The sequence below is a fragment of the Nocardioides sp. TF02-7 genome (genome assembly GCF_022437945.1).
GTDB lineage: Bacteria > Actinomycetota > Actinomycetes > Propionibacteriales > Nocardioidaceae > Nocardioides.
Map to the genome: position 1 here is coordinate 3939142 of NZ_CP092535.1, position 26637 is coordinate 3965778.

Annotated in this window: 32 protein-coding genes and 1 pseudogene; 6 read left to right on the plus strand and 27 right to left on the minus strand. The window is 68.8% G+C overall.

Annotated features, from left to right (window positions below):
- Window positions 1-17 precede the first annotated feature (17 nt).
- Window positions 18-206 carry a hypothetical protein gene (locus tag MF408_RS20390; RefSeq protein WP_240249177.1) on the plus strand — a complete coding sequence of 63 codons (189 nt, stop codon included), beginning with the start codon at window positions 18-20 and terminating at the stop codon, window positions 204-206.
- Here the strand turns inward: MF408_RS20390 and MF408_RS20395 are convergent.
- From MF408_RS20395 to MF408_RS20435, 10 genes and pseudogenes are all read right to left on the minus strand, one after another.
- Complete coding sequence (locus MF408_RS20395) at window positions 139-2610, minus strand: cytochrome c oxidase assembly protein (RefSeq protein ID WP_240249178.1); 2472 nt, start codon at window positions 2608-2610, stop codon at window positions 139-141. The genes MF408_RS20390 and MF408_RS20395 overlap by 68 nt on opposite strands.
- An 8-nt stretch (window positions 2611-2618) precedes the next feature.
- Complete coding sequence (locus MF408_RS20400; RefSeq protein WP_240249179.1) at window positions 2619-3215, minus strand: copper resistance CopC family protein; 597 nt, start codon at window positions 3213-3215, stop codon at window positions 2619-2621.
- A 20-nt stretch (window positions 3216-3235) separates the two neighbouring features.
- Complete coding sequence (ccsB, locus tag MF408_RS20405) at window positions 3236-4048, minus strand: c-type cytochrome biogenesis protein CcsB (RefSeq protein WP_240249180.1); 813 nt, start codon at window positions 4046-4048, stop codon at window positions 3236-3238.
- The gene (locus tag MF408_RS20410) at window positions 4000-4233 is read right to left on the minus strand and encodes a hypothetical protein (RefSeq protein WP_240252195.1); all 234 of its coding nucleotides are present in this window, start codon (window positions 4231-4233) and stop codon (window positions 4000-4002) included. Before MF408_RS20410 ends, ccsB begins: the two co-directional genes overlap by 49 nt.
- 5 nt (window positions 4234-4238) lie before the next feature.
- Complete coding sequence (locus MF408_RS20415; RefSeq protein WP_240249181.1) at window positions 4239-4766, minus strand: cytochrome c biogenesis protein ResB; 528 nt, start codon at window positions 4764-4766, stop codon at window positions 4239-4241.
- Window positions 4750-5142: pseudogene (locus tag MF408_RS25975) on the minus strand (cytochrome c biogenesis protein ResB); the annotation flags it as partial. The gene MF408_RS20415 and the pseudogene MF408_RS25975, both read right to left, overlap by 17 nt.
- Entirely contained in the window at window positions 5126-5848 is a 723-nt protein-coding gene (locus tag MF408_RS25980; protein WP_345893781.1) for a cytochrome c biogenesis protein ResB, read from the minus strand. The gene MF408_RS25980 and the pseudogene MF408_RS25975, both read right to left, overlap by 17 nt.
- A complete protein-coding gene (locus MF408_RS20425; protein ID WP_240249182.1) occupies window positions 5845-6312 on the minus strand; it encodes a TlpA disulfide reductase family protein in 468 nt (155 codons plus the stop codon). Before MF408_RS20425 ends, MF408_RS25980 begins: the two co-directional genes overlap by 4 nt.
- Window positions 6313-6422: 110 nt before the next feature.
- Window positions 6423-7049, minus strand: a complete 627-nt coding sequence (locus MF408_RS20430) for a DUF305 domain-containing protein (protein WP_240249183.1) — start codon at window positions 7047-7049, stop codon at window positions 6423-6425.
- Between the two features lie 51 nt (window positions 7050-7100).
- Window positions 7101-7640, minus strand: a complete 540-nt coding sequence (locus MF408_RS20435; protein ID WP_240249184.1) for a DUF3105 domain-containing protein — start codon at window positions 7638-7640, stop codon at window positions 7101-7103.
- Between the two features lie 258 nt (window positions 7641-7898).
- On the opposite strand from MF408_RS20435, the gene MF408_RS20440 reads away from it, so the two are divergent.
- From MF408_RS20440 to MF408_RS20450, 3 genes are all read left to right on the plus strand, one after another.
- Complete coding sequence (locus tag MF408_RS20440; RefSeq protein WP_240249185.1) at window positions 7899-8459, plus strand: TlpA disulfide reductase family protein; 561 nt, start codon at window positions 7899-7901, stop codon at window positions 8457-8459.
- Between the two features lie 118 nt (window positions 8460-8577).
- Window positions 8578-10062: an apolipoprotein N-acyltransferase gene (gene lnt / locus MF408_RS20445; RefSeq protein WP_240249186.1), complete on the plus strand. Its 1485-nt coding sequence runs from the start codon at window positions 8578-8580 to the stop codon at window positions 10060-10062.
- Window positions 10063-10184: 122 nt separating this feature from the next.
- Complete coding sequence (locus MF408_RS20450; RefSeq protein ID WP_240249187.1) at window positions 10185-10889, plus strand: DUF3152 domain-containing protein; 705 nt, start codon at window positions 10185-10187, stop codon at window positions 10887-10889.
- A 50-nt stretch (window positions 10890-10939) separates the two neighbouring features.
- On the opposite strand, the gene MF408_RS20455 is transcribed toward MF408_RS20450, so the two are convergent.
- The 4 genes from MF408_RS20455 to MF408_RS20470 form a co-directional block, all read right to left on the minus strand.
- Entirely contained in the window at window positions 10940-11779 is an 840-nt protein-coding gene (locus MF408_RS20455; RefSeq protein WP_240249188.1) for a hypothetical protein, read from the minus strand.
- Window positions 11780-12262: 483 nt separating this feature from the next.
- On the minus strand, window positions 12263-12487 hold the full coding sequence (locus MF408_RS20460) for a hypothetical protein (protein ID WP_240249189.1): 225 nt from the start codon (window positions 12485-12487) through the stop codon (window positions 12263-12265).
- A gap of 687 nt (window positions 12488-13174) precedes the next feature.
- Window positions 13175-13519 carry a hypothetical protein gene (locus MF408_RS20465; protein ID WP_240249190.1) on the minus strand — a complete coding sequence of 115 codons (345 nt, stop codon included), beginning with the start codon at window positions 13517-13519 and terminating at the stop codon, window positions 13175-13177.
- On the minus strand, window positions 13516-13998 hold the full coding sequence (locus MF408_RS20470; RefSeq protein WP_240249191.1) for a DUF3093 domain-containing protein: 483 nt from the start codon (window positions 13996-13998) through the stop codon (window positions 13516-13518). Before MF408_RS20470 ends, MF408_RS20465 begins: the two co-directional genes overlap by 4 nt.
- Before the next feature lie 357 nt (window positions 13999-14355).
- Here MF408_RS20470 and MF408_RS20475 point away from each other — a divergent pair, with 357 nt between their 5' ends.
- Complete coding sequence (locus MF408_RS20475) at window positions 14356-14544, plus strand: hypothetical protein (RefSeq protein ID WP_240249192.1); 189 nt, start codon at window positions 14356-14358, stop codon at window positions 14542-14544.
- A 64-nt stretch (window positions 14545-14608) separates the two neighbouring features.
- Window positions 14609-15256: an isoprenylcysteine carboxylmethyltransferase family protein gene (locus MF408_RS20480; protein ID WP_240252084.1), complete on the plus strand. Its 648-nt coding sequence runs from the start codon at window positions 14609-14611 to the stop codon at window positions 15254-15256.
- On the opposite strand, the gene MF408_RS20485 is transcribed toward MF408_RS20480, so the two are convergent.
- The 13 genes from MF408_RS20485 to MF408_RS20545 all read right to left on the minus strand — a co-directional run bounded on the left by MF408_RS20485 (window position 15250) and on the right by MF408_RS20545 (window position 26601).
- Window positions 15250-15681, minus strand: a complete 432-nt coding sequence (locus MF408_RS20485) for a flagellar basal body-associated FliL family protein (RefSeq protein WP_240249193.1) — start codon at window positions 15679-15681, stop codon at window positions 15250-15252. The genes MF408_RS20480 and MF408_RS20485 overlap by 7 nt on opposite strands.
- A gap of 167 nt (window positions 15682-15848) precedes the next feature.
- Window positions 15849-16607 carry a hypothetical protein gene (locus MF408_RS20490; RefSeq protein ID WP_240249194.1) on the minus strand — a complete coding sequence of 253 codons (759 nt, stop codon included), beginning with the start codon at window positions 16605-16607 and terminating at the stop codon, window positions 15849-15851.
- 613 nt (window positions 16608-17220) lie between these two features.
- Window positions 17221-18117 (minus strand): hypothetical protein, encoded by an 897-nt coding sequence (locus MF408_RS20495; protein ID WP_240249195.1) that lies wholly within the window; start codon window positions 18115-18117, stop codon window positions 17221-17223.
- A gap of 130 nt (window positions 18118-18247) precedes the next feature.
- Complete coding sequence (locus tag MF408_RS20500) at window positions 18248-18682, minus strand: hypothetical protein (protein WP_240249196.1); 435 nt, start codon at window positions 18680-18682, stop codon at window positions 18248-18250.
- A gap of 4 nt (window positions 18683-18686) precedes the next feature.
- Complete coding sequence (locus MF408_RS20505) at window positions 18687-20105, minus strand: hypothetical protein (protein ID WP_240249197.1); 1419 nt, start codon at window positions 20103-20105, stop codon at window positions 18687-18689.
- Window positions 20102-21286, minus strand: a complete 1185-nt coding sequence (locus MF408_RS20510) for a LysM peptidoglycan-binding domain-containing protein (RefSeq protein ID WP_240249198.1) — start codon at window positions 21284-21286, stop codon at window positions 20102-20104. Before MF408_RS20510 ends, MF408_RS20505 begins: the two co-directional genes overlap by 4 nt.
- A gap of 6 nt (window positions 21287-21292) precedes the next feature.
- Complete coding sequence (locus tag MF408_RS20515; RefSeq protein WP_240249199.1) at window positions 21293-22126, minus strand: TadE family protein; 834 nt, start codon at window positions 22124-22126, stop codon at window positions 21293-21295.
- Window positions 22123-22557 carry a TadE family protein gene (locus MF408_RS20520; protein WP_240249200.1) on the minus strand — a complete coding sequence of 145 codons (435 nt, stop codon included), beginning with the start codon at window positions 22555-22557 and terminating at the stop codon, window positions 22123-22125. The genes MF408_RS20515 and MF408_RS20520 overlap by 4 nt, the downstream gene beginning before the upstream one ends.
- Window positions 22526-22720 (minus strand): hypothetical protein, encoded by a 195-nt coding sequence (locus MF408_RS20525; protein ID WP_240249201.1) that lies wholly within the window; start codon window positions 22718-22720, stop codon window positions 22526-22528. Before MF408_RS20525 ends, MF408_RS20520 begins: the two co-directional genes overlap by 32 nt.
- A 29-nt stretch (window positions 22721-22749) precedes the next feature.
- Entirely contained in the window at window positions 22750-24363 is a 1614-nt protein-coding gene (locus tag MF408_RS20530; RefSeq protein ID WP_240249202.1) for a type II secretion system F family protein, read from the minus strand.
- A 143-nt stretch (window positions 24364-24506) separates the two neighbouring features.
- Window positions 24507-25550, minus strand: a complete 1044-nt coding sequence (locus MF408_RS20535; RefSeq protein ID WP_240249203.1) for a CpaF/VirB11 family protein — start codon at window positions 25548-25550, stop codon at window positions 24507-24509.
- Window positions 25525-25980 (minus strand): hypothetical protein, encoded by a 456-nt coding sequence (locus tag MF408_RS20540; RefSeq protein ID WP_240249204.1) that lies wholly within the window; start codon window positions 25978-25980, stop codon window positions 25525-25527. The genes MF408_RS20535 and MF408_RS20540 overlap by 26 nt, the downstream gene beginning before the upstream one ends.
- Window positions 25981-26130: 150 nt before the next feature.
- A complete protein-coding gene (locus MF408_RS20545) occupies window positions 26131-26601 on the minus strand; it encodes a hypothetical protein (protein WP_240249205.1) in 471 nt (156 codons plus the stop codon).
- Window positions 26602-26637 lie beyond the last annotated feature (36 nt).

The window sequence follows — 26637 nt, forward strand, 5'->3', positions numbered from 1 at the left end:
GCGCGTGGACCTTCGCGATGGTCGACCTCGCCGGCTACACCGCCCTGACCGAGACGCACGGCGACGAGCACGCTGCCGACCTCGCGACGAAGTTCGCGCGCCTCGCGGAGGAGCAACTCGACACCGGCGATCGTCTCATCAAGACGATCGGCGACGCGGTCCTCCTGGCCACGCCGTCCCCCTGCTACGGGTATCGCTCTCGTTGAACGTCTGCTGACCGCCTGCGCCGGGCTCGAGGGGTTTCCGGTGGCGCGCGCTGGGCTGCACCACGGTCCTGCGGCGGAGCGCGACGGCGACATGTTCGGCACGGCGGTCAATCTTGCCGCCCGGATCGCCGGACAGGCGTCGGGTGGACAGACCCTCGCGACAGCAGAGGTGGCCGATGCCGCACGGGAGCGAGGCCGCAGTGTGGTGTCGATGGGTGCCGTCGAGCTTCGCAACCTCATCGATGCCCCCGAGCTCTTCGACATCGACCTCGGCCTCGTCCGGCCCAGGGGTGGGGTCGATCCGGTATGCCGGATGTGGGTCCCGCACGCGGGCGGCGCCGGGCACCTGCGGCATGACGGCCGCCACCATTGCTTCTGCTCCCTGGAGTGCGCCGCCGCATTCTCGGCGCAGCCGGATCGCTACACGACCTGACTCCCGGTTGGTGCTTCGGCCGAGTGGGCAACGGCTGCGGCTGATTCGGGGGGAAGGACAGCTCCTCGGGATCCCCCTGCGTCCCCGCGTATCTCCCGAGATGGTCAACAGGGAGAGCGCGAGGCCGTGGCAGAGCAACAGAGCGAGCCCGAGCAGGCCGCCGAGCTGCTGGTCCTCGACGGGGCTGGCGCCCCACGGCCGGTCCAGGACCGTGAACCAGTCTGCTGCGCGGAGGTCGTCGGATCCGATCAGGCCGAGCATGAAGGCCACCAGGGACGCCGTGGTGGCCCCGACAAGCAGCAGGCGGGTTCGGGTGCTGGGTCTGCGCATGGTCGGGTCGATGCCACAGACGGCGTTGGCGAACAGGTAGCCCACCAACAGTGCACTCCCTGTCATCACAAGGTGCATGGTGTGGCCGCGCAAGGACGCCTCGAATGCCGACGATGAGTAGAATCCGACCACGCTGATCACGAACAGCGGAGCGGCGACCATCCCGTGGCCCACCAGCTGCACCGGCAACGAGTACGCGACGTGCGAGAGCCACTCACGGGGCCCGTGGGATCCGTCGGCCCGACGGCCCAGGGCGCGTAGCGCCAGGGTGATCGGCGCCGCAACCGCGAAGCACACCGGAACCAAGGCGATGATCGCCGTGTGCTGCACCATGTGCATGCTGAACAGCACGTCGCCGTAGGCGCCCGGTGCCCCGCTGGTTGCCCACACGAGCCCCGCGCAGCCGGCCAGCCACGCCAGCGTCCGTCCGCGCGGCCAGGTCTCGCTTCGACGGTGCAGGCGGCGGACTCCGGCAAGGTAGGCGGCAGCGAAGCCGATCGCGACCGGCGTCCAGAGGGTGTCGATCTGCCACTGAGTGAACCACTCGGGCAGGCCGAGTCGAGGAGGCATTGGGCGCCCGAGGAGCTCCTCGGCCGGCACCGGTACGGCGGAGTCAGCGGCCTGTGGAGGCGGAGTGCGAGCCAGCGCGACGCCAGCGCCCGTGGCGACTGCCATGAGGACCAGCTCGGCGACGGTGAGCTGGAGGAACGACCATCTGCGCGGCGGGTCGAACTCGCTGGAGAGTCGTCGGACGACCAGACGACGCTGACGCCACCCGAGAACGCCGAGCATCACGAACAAGGCCGACTTGAGGCCGAGAGCGGCTCCGTAGTCGCTGAGGACGTCTGTGACCGCGGGGATCCTCAGCACGCCGCCGGCTAGCCCGGACGCCGCGGTGGCGGCATAGCACAAGCCCGCGATCCGTGAGTACCGTCCGGCGATGACCCGGAGGTCAACGTCGGGGTGGCGGTGGATCCAGACGAGGGCGACGAGTCCGCCGACCCAGACTGCGACACCCAGCAGGTGCAGGAACTGCGCGTTGACGGCGAGATCGTGGTTGGCATCGCTCGCGGCATGGCCGGTCAGTGCCATCGCCCACAGCCCGACGACGCCGAGCGCGCCGCCCAGCGCGAGCCCAGTGACAGTACGTGCAGCGAGTGCCGCGAAGGTGGTCATGCCGGCCAGGAGTGCGTTCCAGGCCAGCTGCTGACCGATGGCCATCTCGGTGGCGAAGAACTGCAGTTGCGCGGGCGATGCTTCGAACGGGCCTTGTCCGGCCGCGTCGGCGTAGGTGAGGACGAACTCGCAGGCGACGCCGGTCAGCCAGAGCGCTGCGGCCATTGCAGCAAGTCGGGCCAACCGTCGTTGGGGCCGACTCAACAGCCCGGACTCCTTCGCCGGCACCGCGACAGTGGCCAGGACGAGCGCTCCGACCGTCACCGCCGTCGCTGCATCCCGGACGCCGCGGCTGACCGGGAGCCCCCACTGGGTGAGTGCACCCGGGTCGGGCAGCCCCGTCGGAGGTGCACCTCCGATGCTGCCCGTCGCCAGCAGCGTTCCGACGGCCGCCACCGGAGCCACGACCACAACGAGGACGAGGACCACCGAATCGGCCCAGCGAACGCGGCCGAGTGCGGACACCGTGTCGATCACTCCTCCCGGGCCGCGCGCCGCAGGAGCACGATGGCCGCGGCAGTGCCGGCGGCCGCGATCAGGCCGATCATGACCGTCGAGGACCATGGTGAGTCGCGGGTGTCAGATGTGTCCGGGCCGCTCTGGTGCTCCCTGGGCGGCGTTGCGCCGGCGTCGGTCTGGTCGGTCTGTGGGCGCTCCTCGACCGACGGATCGTCCGACGGTACGTCGAAGTCGACGGCGCCCTCGATCGGGTGTCCGTCGGCGGATGTCACCCGGTAGGCGAGCCGCCACGACCGTGCTCGGTCGAGCTCGTTGGGCACGTCGGCCGTGACCCGTGCGCCGCTGACGGCAGGATCCAATGTGATCGGATCGGTCTGGGTGCCCAAGGCAGTCAGCGTGACGGTCGCGAACTGAGCAGCGATGTCCTGGTTGAACTGAAGCTCGACCTCCGCGGGCATAGCGCGCAGGCTCGCTCCGTCGACCGGCGTCGACGACACGAGTTCGCTGTGAGCCGCGGCGGGTGCAGCCTGCCAGGTGAGCGTGAGGCCGATGAGGATCAGCGGGGCGAGCGCGGCGAGTGCTCGCGCGGCGGTCGAAGTACGCGTCTTCATGGTCGGGATCGCACCTTGTCTCAGACTCCGGCGTAGGAGTGGAGGCCGGTGATCCACAGGTTGACGCCGAAGAAGTTGAACAGGAACGCGGCGTAACCGGCCAGGGCGAGCCAGGAAGCCCGGACCCCGCGCCAGCCGGCGGTCGCCTGCGCATGGAGATGAGCGGCGTAGAGCACCCAGGTGATGAAGGCCCATGTCTCCTTGGGGTCCCAGCCCCAATAGCGCCCCCAGGAGTTCTCGGCCCAGATGGCGCCGGCGATCACGGCGAACGTCCAGACGGGGAAGGCGAAGATGTGCGCGGCATGGGCCACCTGCTCCAGCCTCTCGCTGGCTGGCAGGATCGCGGCGTAGCGTGGCCGGGAAGTGGGGCTGTCCTCGTTGCGGGAGGCAGAGTTGCGACGCTCGGCGCGATGCCGGAGCAGGAACAGTGCCGAGGCGACAGCGCCGAGCGTGAAGACACCACCGGCGGCGATCGCCGCCGCGACATGGATCACCAGCCAGTACGAGTCCAGGACGGGCACGAGGTCGCCGGCCGGGACGTAGAGCACGGTGACGGCGAGACCCAGTGCGAGCAGCACGATGCCCACGATCCACACGCCGAACGCGCGCACGGGTTCCCTGGTGAGGAAGGCGAGGTAGGCGCCGCCGGCCGCGATGGCGCACACGAGCACGAACTCGTACATGTTGCCCCACGGGACGCGTCCGGCCGCTACGCCTCGAGTTGCCGCGCCCGCGACGTTCAGCAGGAACGCGAGAACGGTGAACGACGTACCGATTGCGCCGATCAGGCGAAGTCGGGAGCTCCCCGCGTGGACCTGAGGTGCCGTCGCCACGGCAGCCGGCGCAGTCGCCCCTGCGGCCCCGGCGACCTCGGCCGGGTCAGGTGCTCGGGGGCTCGACGGCGAACGGTCACGGCGCCGGCCGTCTCGGCGGCGTACGCCAGCATGGCGAGCGCGTAGACCGCGATGGAGGCGTAGACCAGGTTGTTGGAGACCTGGGCCAGCGTGCCTGTGTCCATTGTCGTCACCTGTGGTCGTTGTCGGGGGCCGGGGATTGGTGGCGGTCGACACCGCGGATGGCATCGACGAGTGCGCGGACCTCGCCGGGCGGTGGCCGTCGTCGCGTCAGCGAGTATCCGGCGACCTCGACGCGAGAATCGGAGCCAACGGATGCGCCGGGGGAGACCCGCACCCAGATTCGACGCCGACGGATGACCATCGATGTCGTGAGGCCGAGGAGGATCACGATCGCCGCGACCAGGGTGATCTCCTTGCCGGGGTCGTAGGCGACCTGGAAGTTCGCGAACCGGGAGACCCCGTCGAAGGTCAGGCTGCCCTGCCCGTCGGGCAGTCTCATCGTCTCTCCGACCGAGAGCGCCTGGCTGAACGGCTGGCCGTCGCGCCTGACCTGGGTGAGACCGTCCCGGTCGAGGGTGAAGACCGATTGCGGAACGCCGTCGTCCATGCCGAGGTCGCCGGTGTAGGCGGTCAGGAACAGTTGTGGGTCGAGCGCGTCGGGGGAACATCGAGTACGGGCCCTCCGGACCGACATCCGCCGTGGGCAGGAAGAGGCCCTCGAAGGCGAGTTGGGTGGGCTGGGCGTCGGGCACCTTGATCACGCCGTCGGAGCTGTTGTTGGCATCGAGGGGGAGGAACAAGACCGGCCCCGTGAACACGACCTCACCATGCCCGTCGCGGACTGTCACGAGCGGTGCGTAGCCGTTCCCCGTGAGGAAGAACTTCGTCTCGTTCACGTCCAGAGGGTGGTTTGGCTGCACCGTGGCCTGTCGTTCGGTCGGATCGTCGCCCTGCTGGTAGGACAGGCGCGCGACGAACTCCTTGGGCTGCCCGACGTTCGGACCGGCTGTCTGGTACTCGACGTTGAAGTCCTCCAGCGTGAAGGCCAGTCGCTCAAGGTCGTCGACGTCGGTCCACGCGGACGGCGTGAAGACGTCGTACTGGGGAGCGGTCGTTGACGAACGTCCCGCCCTCTGCCACCGCCACGCGGCCCTCGAATCCCATGAGCTTGCCGGCGGCGATGCCCACGAGCAGCACGAGCAGGGAGAGGTGGAACGACAGGTTGCCGACCTCCCGCAGGTAGCCCCGCTCGGCCCGGACCTCGGTGCCGGTGACGACGACCCGGAACCGGCGCGTTCGCAGGTGGCGTGCCGCTCGGTCGAGGATCTCGGCGTGCTCGGTCCCGGCTTGCCAGGCGTGGTGATCCTCCATGCGCGCGAGGTTGCGTGGAGCAGGTGGGGGCGCGCTCCGCACGGAACGCCACAGGCGCAGCGATCGCGGAAGCACGCACCCGGTCATCGAGATCAGGAGCAGGACATAGACGGCGGCGAACCATGCGGAGGCATAGACGTCGAAGAACCCGATCCGGTCCAGCCACGGCGCGAGGTCGGGGTGTTTCTGGAAGTACTGCTGGACGGCGGCGGGGTCCGTGGCGACGTTGCGTTGAGGGAACAGTGATCCGGGAATGGCGGCGAGTGCGAGGAGCGCGAGCAGGATCAGCGCCGTCCGCATCGACGTCAGTGTCCGCCAGGCCCAACGGAGCCAACCCCAGGAGACGGTACGGGGCCTCTGGTCGGCTGCACTCGATTCCGGGCGGTCGAGATCCTGGTCGATCATCGTGGCGCCCCCGAGCCGTTCAGCGTGTCGGTGATGAGTGTCGTCAGCGTGGTCTCATCGACGGGCCCGATGACCCGCGCCGCCAGCCGGCCCTCAGCGTCGACGACCATGGTGCTCGGCACGGCGCTCGGCGGCAGGGCCGGGCCGAACGCCAGCAGCGCCGCACCGGAGGTGCCGGTGGTGAGGCTCGGGTATTCGATCTCGTACCGTTCCTCGAAGGCGCGGGCTGCAGCATCGTTGTCGCGGACGTTGATTCCGATGAACCGGACTCCCAGTTCGCTGGTCTCCTCGGCGACGCGACGTAACACGGGTGCCTCGGTCCGGCATGGTGCGCACCAGGAGCCCCACACGTTGTAGACGGTCACCTGTCCGGCAAATTCGCGGCTGTCGAACGAGGTGCCGTCGAGCAGGGTCCCGGATATCGGTTTGATCTCCTGCCGGTCCGTTATGGCGATCTCGTCCACGACGCTGTCCGTTGCGGTCGGGGAACCGCCCGCATTGGCCCCACAGGCCGAAAGAAGGGCGACAGTGGACAGCAGGAGTACCCTGAAGCCGCGACGCTGGCTGTCCCTGGTCATTCCAGGGGACCGCCGCGGTCGTCGAGAAGCCGCAGCAACAGCTGGAGCTCTGCGCTCTGCGCCTCGACGATGCGCGCGGCCAGCGTCCGGACCCACGGGTCATCGGCATTCGCGGACGCATCCTCGGCCATGGGCAAGCCGCCGCGATGGTGGTCGATCATCAGGTCGAGGAAGAGTCGCTCAGCCGGGCGTCCGCGCAACCCGCGCAACTGGTCGAGGTCGGCTTGACTGGCCATCCCGGGCATGCTCATGGCGGTGGGCGAGTCTGTGCCCATGCCGTCCATCTGGGCGTGCGGGTCGTCGGCTGGGCTATTGGATGGCTCCATCCACGCCATCGGCTCGGAGTTGGTCTGCGACTGCCCCCAGCTGGCCAGCAGACCGTACATCTGCCCGATCTGATGCTGCTGGGTCAGTTCGATGTCGAGGGCGAGGTTCCGGATCTCCTCGTCCTCGGTGCGGTCGCGGATGAGCACCGCCATCTCGACGGCTTGGGCGTGGTGCGCCTGCATGTCTTGCAGGAAGCCGACGTCGACTGCGGAGACTCCGACCGGCTCGGGATCGTCGTCGATCATCATGCCGGCGATGACGCCGGCGCCAGCCAGCGCGACGGCAGCGACGACCACGAAGACGACGATCGCGGGACCGGCCCGGAAAAGGCGCACTGGTGGAATCGGTCATCCGCCCATCCCGCCGGTGCACGGCGCACCCGGCTCCGGCGTCTGCGGGCCCTGCGCGTAGCTGGTGATGAACTGGTTGAGGCGCTCGTCGTCGGCGGTGTCGAGTGGCAGCTGGACACCCCAGGCGGTCGCGACGACCGGCGAGTCCATTTCGGCAACGGGGGAGACGAGCACGTAGCCGTTGCTGTCGGCCGCGGCGGACAGCAGTTCGACCTGCTCGGTCTCGAGAGAGGGGTCGTAGGCGATCCACACTGCGCCGTGCTCAAGGGAGTGGACGGCCATCTCCGGCGTGATCGGCTCGGCGTAGGCGCCACAGTTCATCCACACCGGGGCGTGATCGCCGCCGACCGGGGGATTTTGCGGGTAGTCGACGGTGCCCTCGACATGGTTCCTGGTCAGGTCGTCGTACTCGACGATGCCTTCCACGCCCGCGCCGGCAGCCGATTCGTCCACCGGGTCCGGCGCCTGGTCGTCAGCCGAGCTGCCGCACCCGCTGAGCGTCGCCGGGCCGAGAACCAGCAGGGCCAGCGCAGCCACTCGCGCTCGAGGGTGACGGCCGGAGGCCTGACGGGAGGTGCGGGTGGTCATCCACGCTGGTGCCACGGTCATCGTCCTGTCGTTCGGGTGCGGGGCGGTGGGTCGTCGCCAGTAGGTGACTCGGCGAGTCGGAGTACTACTGTACGTAGTAGTGAAGGGATTCGCGATCCGGGGTTGGGCGACGAGACGGTAGGGGCGGTGGGATGCGCAAGGCGGACGGGCGCGGGGGGCGCACGATGGGCTCCGTGGTGCCTCCTGGTGTCCGTGCTTGTCTTGGTGGCGGGGTGCGCGGCGCCCTCCGGTGTGCCGTCGAGCGAACGCGCAACGATCCACGTCGAACCTGTGGCGGTTCCCGGCATCGAGGGCTGCGGGAGGCTCGCGCAGGGCACGCCGCCGTCGTCGGACAGTGAGGAGCGGCTGCCAGAGGTCAGCCTGCCGTGTCTGACAGAGGACCGCTCGGTCGACCTGACCCGACTCGGCGATGGCCGGCCGATGGTGGTCAACCTCTGGGCATCCTGGTGTGGGCCGTGCCGTGAGGAGATGCCGCGTCTGGCGGAGGCCTCCCGGGAGACCAAGAGCGTCGGGTTCGTCGGCATCAACACGCAGGACGATCCCGAGTTCGCGGCTTCTTTCCTCGCCGGTGGCGACGTCCGCTACCCGCAGCTCGTCGACGTCGACGGTGCCGTGCTCGACAGCACTCGGGTCCCGGGGCTGCCCGTCACGTTGGGCGTCGACGCCGACGGAGCCGTCGTGGGGCGCATTGTCGGAGAGGCCTCCGCGGAGGAGTTGGCGGACCTGATCGCATCGGTCGGTGGCTAGGGGATGTCGGACCTCGTCATGGTCGCGAGCGCCGCTGCGCCCCTCGCCCCCGTCGAAGGATGCGGGAGACCGCGCGATGCGGCGACGGGCATCGTGGTGGAGGTTTCCGCTCGCTCTATTGGCCGGGCTCGCCTGCGCGGCTGCGGGTGCCCCGCTCGAGCTGCGTTGGCTGCTTCCGCTGGGCGTCGGCGCCGTGGTCTGCGCGCTGCACAGGGTCGATGCCTGGCGCGGGGGAATCCTTGGCTACGCGTTCGGACTCGGCTACACCCTCGCGCTGGTGGCGTGGATGCGGGTGATCGGGTTCGACGCCTGGCTCCTCGTCAGTGCTGTTGTCGCTTCCTATTACGCGCTTCTCGGTGCTGGCGTCGCGCTCCTGACGCGCCTGCCGGGATGGCCGCTGTGGGTGGCTGCGTGGTGGGTTGCGGTGGAAACCGCCATGTCCGCGTGGCCGCTCGGCGGGTTTCCGTGGACGCGCCTGGCGTGGTCGACCCTCGACACGCCCTTTGCGACGTGGCTTCCGTGGGTCGGCGCATCCGGGGTCAGCTTCCTCGTTGTCGTATGCGGGGCTGCGCTGGGGGCTCTCCTCGTCACCGAGCGTAGGCGTGCGGCCGTGCGTGCTGTCGCGGTTGTCGCAGCTGGTCTCGCGCTCCCGGCCGTGGTCCAGCCGGCCTCGATGGGGCAGGGCTGGCAAGAGGGCGTCCCGACCGCGGGGGTCGCCGCGGTGCAGGGCGACGTGCCCGGGGAAGGGAACGACGTCGTCGCCGTCCACCGCGAGGTCACTCGGAATCATGTCGACGCGACGATCGACCTCGCACGACGTGTTGAGCGGGGAGAAGCTGACAAGCCGGATTTCGTGGTCTGGCCGGAGAACTCGACCGCGGTCGACCCGTTCAAGGACTCCGACACCACGACGGGGATCGACGCTGCCGCCGCCGCCATCGGAGTACCCGTGCTGGTGGGGGCCATCGTGGACGGTGATCGGCCCGACGAGGTTCTCAACCAGGGGCTGGTGTGGGATCCGGATGGGTCGGTCGGGGAGCGATACACGAAGCATCACCCCGTTCCGTTCGGCGAGTACGTGCCCTTCCGGGACCAACTGGCCGGACTCCAGATCGGCCGTCTCGACATGGTTCCGCGCGACATGGTGCCGGGCACCAGGACCGAGCCCCTCGACATCTCCGGGGTTCGTGTCGCCGACCTCATCTGCTTCGACGTCGCCTACGACGACAGCCTGATCGGTCAGGTCCGCAACGGCGCGCAGATGATCAGCGTGCAGACCAGCAACGCGTCCTTCACCGGCACCGCGCAGCTGGAGCAGCAGTTCGCGATCACCCGGCTGCGGGCCCTGGAGACCGGACGCGCCGTCGTTGTCGCCTCCACCAACGGCATCAGCGGGGTGATCGGCCCCGACGGTCAGGTGGTCGAACGCCTCCCGCTGCGAACAACCGCGGTGGCACTTGCCAGCGTCCCGCTCGTTGAGCGGCAGACGCTAGCGACGCGGTATGGGGCGATGATCCGAACGGGTCTGTGCCTCGTCGGTGCCGGGGCGGTTCTGGCCGGGGCGCTCCTAGCGCGGAGCCGATGCGCAGGCGGGGCGCGATGACCGGGCGCCATCGCGCCGAACCGGTTCGGGCCGGTCGGCGGAGGAAGCCGCGGCGGCGGCGTACGCCCGCTGTTCTCGCTGGGGCGGCGGGCGTCCTCGGCACGGTCGTATGCGCATACGTGATGACATCCGCGGCCGATCCCAGCCGGATCGACGCGGAGACCGGTCCAGCGACACCCACCGCGACACCGACACTGTCAGGCGTGCCGCTTCGCACAGCCAAGCCCTCGCCACGGGCGAGCGCTCAGGCCGACGGCCGGCCGGACCGGCGGAAGCGGAGGCCCAGCTCGGCCGAAGCCGGCGTCCGCGTGCCGGAGGAGGGCCCCGGGAGGTTCGAGATCGCGCCAGGGTCGACAGGTTCCACTGGCGCGGGCCAGCTCGTGACCTACACCGTCGAGGTGGAGGTCGGAGTTCCGTTGGCTGCGCGGAAGGCAGCGGGCATCGTGGACGCGACACTTACCGATCCGCGGGGCTGGACCGCGGGCGACACGCGCGCGCTGCAACGCGTCGCAGGCGATGCTGACGTCCGGGTGCTCCTGGCCACACCGGGAACCACTGATGCGCTGTGTGCCCCCTTGGACACTGGCGGCCGACTCTCGTGCCGCAACGGCGGCCTCGTCGTGCTCAATGCCTGGCGATGGGTGAACGGCGCTGCGACGTACGACGACCTTGACGACTATCGCCGCTACCTCGTTAACCACGAGTTCGGCCACGCCCTGGGCAACGACCATGAGTACTGCCCGAACCCAGGTGATCCAGCCCCCGTCATGGTCCAGCAGACCAAGAGCCTCGAGGGGTGCCGGCCGAACCCGTGGCCGTTCCCCTGAGGAGGAACGGCCACGGAGCACATCCACAGTGGATGCACCGCTACGCGTAGCTACAGACCGAACAGCAGGTAGAGCCCGGCGAAGGTGTAGCCGACCATGACGAACAGCAGCGGAAGCTGTGCGGTGGCGTGATCCCGGGAGGGAAGCAGGCTGATCGCTCGGTCGTGTGCGGCGATGACGCCCAGGACGTGGCCCGTCACGATCGCGAGGACCTTGATCGTGGCCAGCAGGGTGGGATGCAGCGACAGCCACAGGTCGACCTGGCGATCGGCCGTGCCGAACAGGTTCATCCCGGTGCCCAGCGGGTCGCTGGCCTGGATGAGCGTGAACTGTCCGGTCTCGACGAGGAGAGTCAGGTAGTGGGCCACCATGTAGCCCACGATGATCGGCACCAGGGAATGTGCGAGCCGACCGGGCATCTCGCGCCCCGCTACCCGCGCCGACCCGGACGGTAGCGCTGTCGCCAGCCAGAACAACACGCCGACCACGGCACACACGCCCACCAACAGCGCAGTCTCGACCGCGGTGATGTCCAGCGAGCTGGACTGGGTGAACCGGAGCCACGTCGTAGACGCCGCGAAGCTGTCGAACGCGGTCGAGCCGAGCAACACCGCAGTCACCGCGAGCAGCCCCGGCTTCACCGGCGTGCCCGCGAGGTTTCGCAGCGGGCTGACCGCCTCGATCGCCCCCGCGTCGTTGCGACGCCATATCGAGAGCCGGGACACCAACGTGGAGTACACCTCGAAGGGGTCGGCCTGCTCGAACCACGGGGCACCGAACACGATCCCACCCACGACCGCGATTGCGAGGTAGGCGAGGAACCACATTGACACCACTGCGAGCGTCGTGCCGTCGGGAGAGACCAGTTCGATCCAGGTGAAGGTGAGCAAAGCCCCCGCCGCTGGCCAGTATCCCAGCCACGCCGGCAGTCCCCCGTACTCCCCGTCGGGGGTCAATGCGCAACGCCGACGCGACCACGAACGCGATACTCCTGGCGGGACTGATCGCCTTGATCGCGGGGCCGAGCGCCAGCGAGGCCGGGACCAGCCCGACCCACAGAAGCACGTAGGCGATGCCGAACACGGGGTTGCTGGCCGGGTCATCCTGCCCGGCGAGCGCGGCCCACGCCGCGAAGCCGAGAACGAGCAGACCGAAGACCCGCAAGGCGAATCGTGTCGGCCGGGCGTCGATGATGCGCGTGATCGCCAGGGCGAGAACGCGAGGGCCGTCCGTGCTCTCGAATCGGGGCGCGCGCCAGGCGAGCAGCAGCACCGTGAACGAGACCGTCAGCGCGGCGGATCCGCCGATCACGGCACTCGAGGCGGAGATCGGCAGGTCGCTGCCGCCCCCTAGACCGTGGGCCGAGAGCACGTCTACCGCACCTCGACGACGGCGACGACCGCCTCGGAGTCGTGCTCCTCGATCTCCACCGTTCCGGGAGTCCGGATCGTCAGTTCCTTGGTCGACCGGCCGGCCTCGAACTCGACGTACTGCTCCGGCTTGGAGTGGACGTGGAGCTCGCCGGCGCGGTCAGTCTCGAGGGTGATGGTGATGGGATCGCCGGCAGAGACAGTGATCTGCTCGGCGTTCGGCCCCACGTCGGTGCCGCTGATGGTGACGGCGAGGGTCGGGCCGGACGGCTCCTCGGTCGGCGGGGCAGACGTCGGGGGGCTCGGCCGTCGTCGACGATGTTGGTGCGGTCGGCGCTGGGGTCGGGCTGGAGTCGGTCCCGTTCTCAGCCGGGCCGGCGCATGCGCTGAGGACTAGCCCGGCAATCAAGGCGGCGGCAGGCAGGGTGAAACCACGCTTGGTTATAGGTGTCTCCGTTCAAGAGGGCGGTAGGGGAGGCCAGGCGGCACTCCCGTCGCCTCATGACAGACGGGTCGCCACCTGAGAACTTGAAGAGCAGGGGATCCGCGGCGGCCCGCGACGCGTGATGGACGCGCCGATCCGCCGACGTGGCGAGGGGCATCCGACGAGACCAATCGACCGCCGGAGGGGTTCGGCTGATCCTCACCGGCAGGAGTCGCGTGGTCTCAGGGCGTGCCGCCAGGCGCCGCGCGAGAAGGCTGATCAGGGTCCACAGCGCCTGCTCTCCCCGCCACAACCAGAACGCCACGCCTGCGGCGGCCGCCAGATGCGCCAAGGACATCAGCGCGTTCGTCCCGGACAGGTCTGCCAGCAGGTGCGAGACCCAGTGGGGCCCAGGCCTCGGTCCGGTCTCCGCCGTGTCTGGGGCGATCGCGAGGAGGTGAGGTGCTCCGGTCGATCGGGGAGTCGTTGCGTCAGCGCCGCTCACGGATGGGGGTGGCGTGTGACTGCACGGCGTGGCCGGCCGTCGCGGTGAGGACGGCGTGCACTACCGCTTGCCCTGCTCCGATGATCAGGAGCAGCGTCCGATATCCAGCGGGGCGAAGGAGGAGAGGCGTCACGAGGGATGTCAGTGCCACTGTCAGGACGATCAGGAACACCGGCTGCGGGAGCAGTCCGCCGGCGCTCACGTGTGCCACGACGCCGAGGGTCGAGGTGATCGACGCGACCGTCGTCGCGCGCAGCCAGAGCAGCGGCGACGCCGGTGATGCCTGCAGTGGAGCGTCTGCCGGATCGTCCGGGCCGATCGGCACGGTCATGAACGACCAACCTCGACGGTGGTCGACATGGCCGAACTCAACGCACTGGCAAGTCGCTGGGGATTGCGGGAGCTCAGCAGCCAGTACGGCGTCGGATCGGCGGGGTCGGCGAGCATGACCCGCACGCCTCCGCGTACGTAGGGGCGGAGCAGCAGAAAGGCGCGAGCATCTGCCTCTGGCCCGGCGACGTCCCGCATGCGCGCTCGGTCGAGAACCTCCACCGCCCCCAGGTACGGGAGCTCGATCCGAGCACGTCCGGCCTCGAGCAAGCCGTCGGCGACTCGGATGCGGGCGGTGCCGTACGCGCTGAGGGCAGCTACCACGATCGCAACGAGCCCGGCGGTGAAGCCCCACGTCCACGCGGGAGGCAGGGCCACGACCATCGCGACCCAGAACGTGGCTACGAACGTCAGCCACGTCAGCCACCAGCGAACGGGAACGTGCAGCCGCTCGCTGTAGGCACTCGTGGAAGCACGCACAGCCGCCTCCTCGCCACGCGCGGTCTGCGCCTCGTCGAACTGTCTCCTAACGAGGATAGTAGCGAGCCTCACCTTCGCCGCAGGCAGACGTATCCCAAGGACACTCCGAAGCCAGCGACGATGGGGCCGACGACCTCCAGCGTGCCCGAGGAACGGCCGCTGCCGAACACGCCCCAGGACTCCAGCGTCCAGTAGCCGCCAATCAGGATCATGCAGAGCGCAGGAGGGAGTCCGAGCGCCACAGCGCGCCATCGAGGCTGCCTTCCGTACCGTGCCTCGTCCACCTGCGCTCCTCTGCTGCTGTCCCGGATCTGGTCCGGCTCCCTGGGTCCTATGCAGGCTAGTAGACAATCGGGTGTGACTCCGATGCACCTCGGCACCCTGCATCCTGCCGAACAGATCGCGACCCTGCTCCTCGCCTTCGGCCCGTTCATCGTCCTGGGTGTCGTGGTCATTGTCCGACGGCGGGCGGACGCACGCGCCGATGAGGGTGACCAGGGGGACGGTCTGTGTGGCGATGGACGCGATCGCCCGGATGCTCGTTGACAGGACGTCACTCAGCGATCACATCGCTACATGACGATAATAATGTGGCTGAGGTGATGCGGTGATGGGGATGGAAGTAGCCGCGCTCGGCTTGCTCGCCCTTTATGTCCTGGTCGGGTTCGGCATCAGGACGGTGGTTCAGGTTCGTCGTACGGGCGACAGTGGCTTCCGGGGCCTGAGCGGGTCGCCGGGCACTGCGGAATGGTGGGCGGGAATCCTGTTCGCCGCAGCGCTGCTGACCGCTGTGCTCGGTCCGGGTGCGGGACTCCTGGGACTGGAAGCGGTCGGCCCGCTCGCCGATCCGCGAGTCGCTGTGCTCGGCATCGGGCTGACTCTGCTGGGCATCGTCGGCACGTTCCTGACCCAGCTCAGCATGGGCGACAACTGGCGGGTGGGTGTGGACGAGGATGAACATACGGCCCTGGTCACGCACGGTCCGTTCGCGCTCGTGCGCAACCCGATCTTCACGGCGATGATCGTGACCGGCGCAGGGATCGCCCTGATCGTCCCCAACGTGATTGCCCTGCTCGGCTGGATCGTGCTCGTGGTGGCCATCGAGCTCCAGGTGCGGGTCGTGGAAGAGCCCTACCTCCTCCGTCACCACGGCGACGACTACCGGGGCTATCTGGCGAGCGTGGGCCGATTCCTGCCCGCTGTCGGATTGCAGCCTGGCCGCCGCGACGCCGGGTCTCCTCGGGCGTCAACCTACTGAGTCACGAACTCGACGAAGTACAGGTCCATTACCTCGCCGTCGTACATCTCGACGATGTCCGCCGTCAGCTGCTTCTTCGTCTCGGACCGTTCGGCGTCCTCGTCGACCTTGGATAGCGGCAGGCCGCTGAACGCCCCGATGGTGGCGTCGAGTGCCCGGCTGCCGTCAGGCTCAGCCGCGTCTGCGGTGAGTTGAAGAGCGATTCCGATCCGCAGGTAGTGGCCGGCCGCGAGGTTGACCTGGATCGGCTCGAGTGGAAGGACTTCGCCCGGCTCGGGCGGTGCTGGATTGGCAGCCGGGCGCAGTACGAACCAGTAGCCGGCGGCCGCGACGCTCGCGAGCGCCAGGGTCGCCAGGATGAAGATCCGGGGGCGCCCGCGCCGGGTGCCGTCGGTCGGGGACGCGGGGCTTGTCGTCGTACTCATTGCCGATGGTTCCCTTCAGGAGATTCTGCTCATCAATCGGCAGCGCATGTCGGCACATGAACCCTTCTACGATGTTGCATAGTAGGAGTGGGCTCGACCCCACCCGCTGCGGGTGCTCGGACTTCCCCACCCCGGGCACCCGCAGTGTCCGGCCGCCCAGGGCAGCCTCAGGCGGCGAACAGGAGGTACAGGCCGCCGGCGGTGAACCCGACCATCGTGACCAGCAGCGGGAGTTGGCCCGTTACCTGGTGCTGCCGGGGCAGGAGGCGGATCGCCCTGTCGTGAACCGCCACCGCCGACGTCACATGTCCGGCGACGACGGCCAGAACCTTGATGGTGGCAAGGAGGGTGGGGTGGTAGGCGAACCAGTACGACGGCGACAGGCTCGCCGTGCCGAACAGGTTCCAGCCTCGTCCCAGCGGGTCGCTCGCGAGGGCCAGGGTCTGCCAGCCGTAGTCCACGAACAACGTCAAGTAGTGCGCCACGATGTATCCGACGATGATCGGCGTGATGGCATGCGCGAGCAGTCGTGGTAGATCAAGCCTTCTGGTGTCGGGGCCGACGCCGGTGAGCATGCAGCCGACGGAGAACACGAGACCGGTCCCGACGCAGAAGGCGATCAGGGCGAGGTTGTTCAGGGTGTTTGCGGTCAGCGAGCTTCCGTAGACCGTCTGGATCCAGAACGGTGACTCGCCGAACGAGTCGTATGCGGTGCTGCCGAAGAGGACTGCCACGACGGCGACCAGTCCAGGTTGGGGCGGAGTCGCAGCGAGATTTGCCAGTGGGTTGCGCATGACGACGCGTTGGTCACCGTTGTCTCCGACGAGCGACCACGGGGAAAGACGCGAAACGAGCGTGGAATAGACCTCGAAGGGGTCGGCCATCTCGTAGAAGCGGGAGCCGAAGATCGCCCCGCCGACCAACATGATCGCTACGTACACCGCACACCAGAGGCGCACGTCCGCCAGCTCGCTGCTGTTCTCGTAGACGAGCTCGAGCCAGACGAACGCGAATAGGCCGAACGCCGCGGGCCAGTGCCCGAGCCACGACGGGTATTCGCGAATGCCGGTCCCTCCGTCGCCGGTGAGGGTGCCGAGAACGCTGTTGATCGTGCGGACCGGACTGATGGCCCGCCAAACGGGGCCGAAGAGCAGCGAGGCGAAGACAAAGCCCCACCCACCACCAGACGTACACGATGCCGAAGAACGGATTCGTCAACTGCTCCTTGCCCAGGAGCGCGCAGGTGACCGTGAAGAGGAAGAGGCCGAAGCCGAGTGCACGAAGACCAACCTGGACCGGACGCGAGAGCAAGGCCCGAGAGGCCACGCACGGAATCGGCCGGTCGGCCGACTGGCCCTCGGTATCGAATCGTGGTGTCCGCCACGCGAGGATCAACACCGCGAAGGAGACGACGAGTGCTGCGACCGCGCCGCCGACCGTCAGGGAGAGCGGGATGGGCAGGTCGCTCTGGCCGCCGAGTCCGTGTGCCTCGATCATCCGGCCAGCGGCAACCGTGCACGCCGCCGGTGGGCGGTGTCGTCAGTACGTCGTGACATGGACGTGGTCGTAGTGGTTGGCCGTCACAGAGCCACGGTCCTCCATCGGCCGCCAGCCCTCAGACGACCGCTGCACGGACCAGATGCGCTGGGCGTGGATCACGTAATTGACGCCGAATTCGGAGTAGTACTCCCGCAGGAACTCCGCCACCTGCCACGCCCGGTCGCCGGCGACCATGATGTCCATGGCGATGCCCTGTGCATGCTCGCCGTCACTGCGCAACGTGCCGTAGGTGGTGATCTCGGGAAAGTTCGCACAGACGGCCTCGTGGATCGCCTGGATGTTCGGGCTGACGCTGGAGGGTACGGAGGTGCCGTTCGTACACTCCCCGCCGAGCGTCGGCCCTAGGTCGGGCTTCTCCTCGCTGAGGTAGCCCGAGGTCACCCAGCGAGCTTCTCCATCCAGCACGATCTCCTGGCGGCCGAGCATCTCCCGGCCGGTGACGGACACCTTCTTGACGGCATCGAGCACTCCGAGCTGCCTAGCCTGCTTGTCCGGCCGAGTCCAGATGTTGAGCTCGGTGGTCGTCCACAGCTGGGTGTCGGCGTTCCGGACTGCTGCCGCCACGGCCTTGGGAAGCATCGCCTCGTCGGCCGGGCTCAACTGCGGCGCCGCGGCGGCCTCGAGGTCGCGTGCAGAAGGTCCGGCGGGGCGGCTGGGGTCGCCCCGACTGCCATCGCCTCGAGAAATGACAGGGCTACGGTCGGCGATATCACCGGCTGCCGATTGATCGACAGCCAGGAGGTCGGATGGGGGTTCGGAGCCAAGGACGCCAGCTGTCACTGCTGCGCCCGTTGCTAGAACGGCGATGGGTGCCGCGATGAGTGCGGCGCGGGGCTTGCGTCGTGCGGTTTCCCGCTTGTGGCTGTGGGTCGCCACGCGCTGATTCCTTACTGTCGCTGTCATGGTCGATGCGCGGATCTCCGATCAGGGGAGTCCGCGCATGGCGAATGACTACATCACAGTCGCGGGTGGAGCCCTAATCCTCGCTACTATGTGAGATAGGAGATCATGGAGATCTCAGCCAGTGTGCCGACGGCGCCCGCCGCGGGTTGCCCAGTCCTTGTCGCGAACGATGCCGGCAGTGCGCGGCGGAAGGTCGACGGGTGGCAGGTCGTCGTCGCGGCGGTCGAAGACCTTTTTCGTTCAGGTGCTGGTCCGCGGCGCCGTCATCGCCGTTGGCTTTCTCTGCCTGGATCATGTCCAGCTGCGCGACCTCGTCGTACGTCGCGGCGGCGTAGGCGACTTGAGCTGCCCACAGCGCGAGGCTCTTGTCGCCCGTGGCGAGCGCGTGCGCCGTGACGATGTGCCCGACATCAACGATCGCGCTGGTCATGATGTGGTCCCATCGGTCGCCGTCGAGAAGCCAGTTCCAGTGGTCCTTGCGCAGCTCGGTGAATGGCTCACCGCTGACCAGTCGTAGCGCCGCGATGAGGTCGTCCATGCCGTCAGCCCCGCGGCTCTGTCCGCGCGTGCGGGAGACGGCGGAACAGATCGAGGTCGCAGAGGACGCCGTCGACCTTGTAGCGGGCCGGTGCGTCGGGATCTCCGCCCGGAGCAGCTTTCGGCAGGTACGGCTCGCCGGTTCGCGGGTTGGTACCCAGCCATCGGCGCAGCTGGCTCATGTCGACCCGCACACGCTCCGGGCGGATTCCGAACGCGTCGGCGACGTCATGTGCGGTGACCCCCTGGGGATGGAGCGCGAGAAATGCCAACAGTTCAACGTAGAACGGCCTTCGGTGCGCTGTCGCCTTCGTGTCCCCGGTCGTCCTAGCCGCGACGGGTCCGAGCAGCATCAGCTTGGGCGATGACAGGGCCGGTGACTCCCAGCGGGCGAGGTCTTCATCCAGGGTCGGGTCTGCGGCTTCGACAGAAGCGCGAGCCTCGGGTGTCGCCTTCGGCGCGAGGATCTCGACGTCGTCCACGGTCGTCGCGGCGGAGTCGGCGTATACGAGTGCATCGAGCGGCAGCAGGGACGCCTCACCGACCGTCCCGCCGGAGCGCGGCTCGGTCAGTTGGCCAACCAGCGCACCCCCGAGGTCGGAGACTGAGTTGTCCTCCTCCCGGTGTGGGACGGGAATGACGGTATCGGCGAGCGTGAGATCCAGGAGCAGGGCACAGGCACGGGCCTCATCCGCACTCAGTCCCGCCGCGAGAACATCGACTCCCAGGCTGCGCGACTGGAGACGCCCGTCGCCGGTGAGCAGAAGGTGAGCGCTCGAGGGGCGGGGCTCCCCGTCGAGATCCACCAGCGCTGCCGCCGAGCGACCGGGGACCGCTTCGATCGCATCTGCGAGCGCATCGAGACCCGCTGCGGCACTGTCCGCCGAAGCAATGATCACCGCGTGGAAGTCGTCGGGGTCGATCGGCACGTTGATGGACGACAGGTTGCGCGTGAGCTCGGCGATGAAGCCGGTGTCTCCGGGAGGGTGCGTGCGCACGCGGCCGAGGTTGAAGGACGAGAGGTCTGAGCCGAGACCGAGGACCTCCACCGTCGTCACGACTGACCACGGGTTGACGGCCAGCTCAGCTGCCACGTGGCGTGCGAAGGAGGCCTTCCCGTGGCTGTCTCCGGTGACGGTAAGCGTGCGGAGCTCCTCGAGGTTGAGGAAGAGGAAGGTGCCGTGGTCGCCTTGGCCGACGCTCACCAGGAGTGGGTACGGCGGGAACGAGTCCTCGGGGCGCTCGGGCACCGCGGCCAGATCAATCCGCCATTCGGTGCCTGCCCCGGACCACGGCGCTGGCAGTTGGGCTGGCTCGCGGAGAGCGAGGGAGATCTCGTCGGCCGAGAGCGTCGCCGTGACCAGGCGCAGCGGCGGCAGAGATCGCAGTGCCGCGTCGAGGGCGTCGATCCGGGGCACGATCACAGATGCGGTGGCTCGTGCCGTCTTCTCGACTGGATGGAGCTCGGCGGGCGGGGGAGGATGACTGTTCCAGGTCGTCGATGGCGCAGTTGAGTTCGTCGTTGCGCGCGCAGGGCGACCCAGAGCGCGCCGCCGAGGACCGCTCCAGCCCCGGCGAGCCCGGGAACGAGCCAGCCGGGCACGACGCTGTCATCCGAACCCTGGCCCGACTCGTCGGCGTCAGGCTCCACTTCGCCGACCGGTTCAGTGGGCGTGACCTCCGTCGGAGGTGGGGTCGTATCGGGCACCTCTTCCGGCGGCTTAGCGTGCTTCGGTTCCGTTGAGTCCTGCGTCGGCTTCTGTCCGGGGATGGTCAGCTTCCACCCGGGCAGGATCAGGTCGGGATCGGTAAGGCGGTCACCGTTGGGCTGGACGGTGTTCCTGGAGGCCTCGTAGATCGTGGGATAGGCGTCGGCGTCGCCGAGTTCGTCCTCTGCGATGTCCGAGAGGGTGTCGCCGGGCCGGACGACGTAGGCGTCCGCCGGAGCGGCCGCGGTGACCGGGACCCGCAGGATGGTGCCCGGCAGGAGGAAGTCGGGACGCCCGTCGAGGACGGCTTTGTTGAGCGCCACGAGCTCGACGTACCGTGTGCCGTCGCCAAGGCGCTCTTCGGCGATCTTCCAGAGGCTGTCGCCACGCTTGACCGTGTACCGCTCGACCTCTGACTCTCTCTCCTGATGATGCTCGACCGCTGGCGCAGGTGCAGCGGCGGCGGGCTCGACCGTGACTCGGGAGTCGTCGGGCAACGGTGCGGCTGTCGCGGCCGCCTCGGCCCTCGGCTGTGGCAGGAACGCGGTCGCCGAAGGCACGGCGACGAAGAGCAAGGCAGCTGCCGCGACGAGTTGATCGGCCGCGACCTGGGGCACGCCCAGTCCCGGGAACCGTGGCGTGCGGATGCCCCTGATCTGCGCGACGATCGAGGCAACGACCTGGCAGGAGAACACGGCCCAGGCGATCCAGCAGACCGCGGTTATCAGCTCGACCACGAGCGTCCCGTCGTCGGGTGCAGTGAGTCGCGACCACGCGAACTGCGCAAGGTCCGGAACCGCGTCGATCGCGATCAGGACGGTCGGTACGCCGAGCACGAAAGCGACAAGGGCAAGCGTGGCTGCCAGGCCACGGGTGCGAGAGGTGAGAGCGCTCATTGCTGGCTACCTCCGAAGGTGCGGATCAGACGAGCCGTCGCGGTGCCCGACACGTCCAGCCGATGGAAGCCGATCAAGCCCAGGAATTGCGGCTCGTACGAGTCGTGGACGGTGACCGTGATGGTGTCTCCATTGGTGACCTCGACCGTCCCGGTGACGCCCGCCGAGTCGAGGTAGCGCTGAGCTGCAGCACGAGCCGCAGCGGGGCTGATGGTGAGCTCGCGCCCCCTGGATGGCCGCACTGCCATCGACCTCTTCGCCGCCGGCGCGAGCCGCTTGGGCTGCCACATCGTGGGCTCGTTCGTGGGCATGCACCCGGCCGCCGAGGTCGACGGCCAGCCCGACGAGGAAGATCATCACGAAGCTGGCCAGGGCCAGCCAGACGGTGATCGAGCCGCGCTCGTCGCGCCGAGGGCTCATCGTTCCCGCCAGGTGTCGATGGGGCTGAACATGGTCGCGTTCATGACCCGCGATCCGGGGGACACCCGGGACCGCCAGATCGGAGAGATTCAGGCGGCAGGAGACCGTGACGTCGACCGAGCCGGGCACACCCGGTTGCTTGTTGAAGTCGTCGGTGTCGACGCTGACTTCGACGTCGGAGCAGCCGATCTTCTGGTTCGAGATGCTCGCTACGGCTGCCGCGCGGGCGTCGGCGCGTGCGGTCTGCGCGTCCCGCGCCAGCGAGGCTGATCTTGCGCCGTCGGCGGCGGCCGACTGAAGCGCCTCGTGGGTGGTCGCCGTACGCCCACCGAAGATGATCAGGCCGACGAACAGCGCGAAGGCAGGTACGCCGATCGCCGCCTCGATCGCCGCCGATCCGCGCTCGTCCCGCCGCCTCATGGTGTTCCCGCCGCGTTGGGTGCGGTGAGCCGCTCGACGGGGACCGACGCGCTCTGCGTGATCCGGACCTTCCATCCTGGGATGACACTCAGGCTGTAGCCCGTGACAGTGACCGTTGCGGTTGTGGTCGTGCGGTTGGCGGTGGCCGAGGTCCCGGTGATCACGTCGTCGCCACCAGCTTCGGAGAGGAAGTCGTTGGCTGCTCCGACGCCGTCGGCCTCTCGGCCGTGTTCGGCTCCGGCCGCTCGCGCGCCCTCCTGCGCTGCGGCGATGGCCACCGTCCGGGCGTGATAGAAGAGCGCGGCCTGCATCCCAAGGAACATGACCGCGAAGAGCGCGGGCAGCAGGATGACGAGCTCGATCGAGACCGAGCCCCGGTCGTCGCGCCGCCGGCGGCGGCTACTTGATGTTGCCGGCCTGGCTTTTGACATAGGTCGTCACGGCCGCGACCACGATGCCGGTGATGGCGATCACGGCGACAGCCCAGAGGACGTGCTCCGTGGTCACCGAGCCGCGCTCGTCCCGCCGGACGGCTCGGAGGTCGTCGACCGAGGTCAAGACCGCCAGTTGAAGCAGGATCAAGACTTTCAACATGAGTTCCTCCCTGGATCTGTCCTTCCGTGTCACGAGGCCGTGAACATGCGAAGCAATGAGGGTGCTACGAGCAGGGCCATGAAGATGACGCCGAGCAGTGAGCCGGGGATGGTCATGCGCTCGCCGACGGCGTTCGCCTGGGCGAGCTCTTCGTTGAGCATCGCCGTCCGCATGGCGGCGGACCGGGCACGGAGGGTTGCGTAGACGCTCGCTCCCTCCTCGCCGGAGAGCCGCATGATGTCGGCGAAGTCATCGAGCTCGGGGAGTCCGAGCTCACCTGCCAAGGTGTGCAACGCGTCCCAAGGTGGGAGGCCCGACCACCGCGATCGCGTCAGTTCTTCCGAGAGCCGGGTGAAGACCCAGGAGTCGCCGACCTCCGCGGCCGCTTCCATGGCCTGTCGGACGCCGATGCCGTTGTGACGCTCCAGGGCGACCAGGTCGATGTAGGCGCCGAGGGCGCGGGCGAACTCGACGCGTGCCTTCCGGGCCTCGTCGAGCGCGTTGTAATTCGGGATGAAGAACATGACGACAGCGAGCCCGATCGACGCGATCGCGGGGATCTGGAGCGGAAGACCGAGGCCGAGTGAGTTGAAGAGCAGGGTGAGCCCGGGGGGGATGAGAAGGCCGAGTCCGGCGAAGGTCAGCTTCTCGCCGTAGAACTGCGCGACTGAGATCCGCAGAAGCGCAAGCTCGCGGATCGGCGTTCGCACCCAGAGTCCCGGTGGCAGTACGCGCATGCCCCAGAGTCCGAGTCGTTCCTTGCCGGTCCTCGCTGCCGCAGCGTTGGTGTTCACGCGATTTCGCGTGGAGGAGACCCTCTCCAGCGCGTCCGCGAGGTCCGGTTCGGCGGGCAGGAGTCGCGCGACGACCAGAGCGAGTCCGAGGCCGATGAGGCCGCCGGACAGGACAGCCATCTGGAGACCCGTGATCATGGCGTCGCCACCGCATCGGGGGCGGGTCTCGAGGAAGCGCGGCAGCGGTCTGCCGGTGGCCATGCGCCGCATCCAGATCAGGGTGCCGACGTATGCCGAGAGAAGTACGACGAGGATCACCTGGCCGATGGCGGTCGCGTACGGCTCGACGTACTTGCCGGACAGGGCCAGGACGACCAGGACGCTGGTGCTGATGAGTGTCACCCATCGAGCGGTCGCGCGAGGCTTGGCGCGGTCGGCCTCCACCTGACGGCGTGCCCGTACGTCGGCCGCGACCGACTCCGCGAGACCTTCGAGAACGCTCGCGAGCCCGGCGCCGCGGCGGCGTGCTCCGAGGATGAGGTTCGCGGCGATCAGGTCGCCGGTCGCATCGTCGAGCTCGTCAGCGAAGGCCCGGAGCGCGGTTTCGGTGTCCCACCGGGCGCGAAGGCGAGCGACGAGCCGGCTGACTTCAGGGCTGATCGGCGCCGGGGTGGAGCGCAGCGTTGCGACCAACGCCTGCTCGAGGCCGATCCCGACGGTGAGGACGCCGGAGAGGGAGCGCGTCCATTCCTCCATCGCTGCGAGCCGGTTGATCTGGGTGGCGGCGGGCGGCGCGCCCAGCAGTGCCGGCAGACCGATGACCGCAACCGGCGCGATGACCAGCGCAAGTACCCATCCGGTGATGATCCAGCCGAGAATGCCCAGTCCGACGCCGACCATGATGAGCATCCGGATGCGCGACGTCAGGGCGACACGCCGGCCTCGGGCTCTGGGCTTCTCGCGAGGTGGTTCTGCTGTCGGTCGCAGACCGAGAACGATCCCGAGGATGCCGACAGCGACCAGTCCACCTGCCAGCGCGGGAAGCAGCGGTGTCATGGCTGGGCTCCGTACGGCTGGGTCGAGAGGTACGCCCCGAGGTCGAAGCCGTGGTGGGCGAGCGCCCGGTATTCGTCAGGAAGTACATCCGGTACGGCGACACCTGATGCATCGGCTCGGAAGACATGGGTGGTCGCGTAACCGACCTCCTTCTCGCCGGGAGCGAGGGCGATGATCTCGGCGACCCTTCTCGTCCGCTGCGCGCCGCGGGGATGGATCCTGGTCTCCATGCTGAGCTGGACGATGAGGTCCACCGTGGCCGCGAGCTTGCTTGTCGCGAGCCCCTGGGTGACGTGAGGGCCGGCCTCCATCGCGCACGTGACGAGTTTGCGGACCGCCGACGCGGCGTCGGCCGCGTGGGTCGTCGAGATGGAGCCGGTGCCGGACTCCATCGCCTTGATCATCGCCCAGATCTCCTTGCCCCGGACCTCGCCGACGATCTGGCGGGATAGGTTGAACCGGAAGGAGTCGACGAGTGCCTCGTCGAGGGTGAACTCACCAGCCTGGCGGCCATCGGGTCCGCGCTCTCCGGACCCGGGCCGTGCCTCCCAGGCGTGGACGACCTTGTGGCGGCCGAGCTCGTGGAGGTGGAGCTCGTACTCGGTCTCGAAGGTGCCGATCGCCTCCATGGCGTCGATCTCGGCGCAGAGCGCGCGGACGAGGGTTGTCTTGCCCGCTCCCTGGGCGCCGGCCACGACGATCGAGCGTCGTGCCCGGACGGCGGCGCGCAGGAACGATGCCGCGGTCGGCGTCATCATCTCTCGGGCGACGAGGTCGTCGAGGGTGACTTGCATCAGCCGGTGCCGTCGGATCACGACTGATGGACGGGGCGTGACCCAGGCCGCGGCGGCCAGGCGGGAGCCGCCGTCCAGTCGCAGATGGAGTCTCGGCTGGGCCTCGGAGAAGGAGCGAGCGTTGACCTCGCTGCGCGAGGCAAGGAAGACCAGGAAGTCGATGAGCTCCTGGTCGGAGTCCGCGACCGGTGGGCCATCGATCAGGGTTCCGTCGACCAGCTCAAGAAGGACGTTGTCGTGGCCCACGATCACAATGTTTTTCGATGTCGTCGTCGTCGACCAGCGGCTGCAGTCGGCCCAGGCGGAAGAGCGAGTCGAAGACGGCCTGCGCTGTGGTCTGCTGGCGCCCGGGGCTCCATGCGCCGCGGCCGGCGTCGACGTCGTCGGCCATGGCGGACTCGATGAGGTCCAGCACGATCGAACGGCCGAGCTCCTGCTGAGCTGCCTTGTCGAGGCGGCTGCGGTCTGAGGCGACGGCCTGGCTCAGCTGCTCGGACGCTCGAGCGCGCAGTTCCGACACGACCGACCAGTCGACATCGGGGCCAGACGGCGGAGCGGCGGTGACCGGAGCGCCGAGCTTGGCGGCTGCTGGCGTAGACCCATTGGTCGGCTGGCTGAACAGAGGCAGGCGCGACAGGTCGCCGTACTCGCTCAGGTAGCGGGAGGCCTCAGTCATCGGCTGGCCTCCTCGACGATGGCGAACCGACCGCGTGCGACGTGCGCCTGGACCGACTGGGCTGCTGCCTGGAGGCCCCGGACGAAGGAGCCTGTCTCGAAGTGACGGGGCGGGTGCGCGCCACGGTGGTAGACGGCCGCCGCCGCCGCGTCATCGGGGGAGGTCGGCGACCACGGGCATGCCGAGCACCTTGGAGACCTCGGTGTCACGGTACGGCTGTCCTTCGCCGATCAGGAGCAGGCCCGGGTGTCTCCATCCGGTCCCGGGCGCGCGGACGGTCTCGGCCCACGAGCGTGCCGCGGAGATCGCCGGCAGGTTGGCGCGAGTGACCAGAAGGGTCGCGTCAGCCGAGTCCATGAGCTGCTGCGGCGACCCTGTCAGCCCGAGCCTGCCGGCATCGACGATGACGTCCTGCCCGCTCGCTTCGAGTTCGCGCAAGGCCGAGCCGAGCGGCTCCCACACGTCGCGCAGTGCGGGTGCTTGGGCATGGGTTCGCGTTCCCGCGACGAGGGAGACGTTCGGGCTCAGCGGTAGGACGACGTCCCGTAGGGCGTCTGCCGCGCTCAGCGGCGAGAGCGCCAGCTCGACGAGCCCGGCGTCGTACGGCGTCGTGCCCTTCATGAATCCGGCGAGGATGCCGGAGCCTCCGGTGGGGGT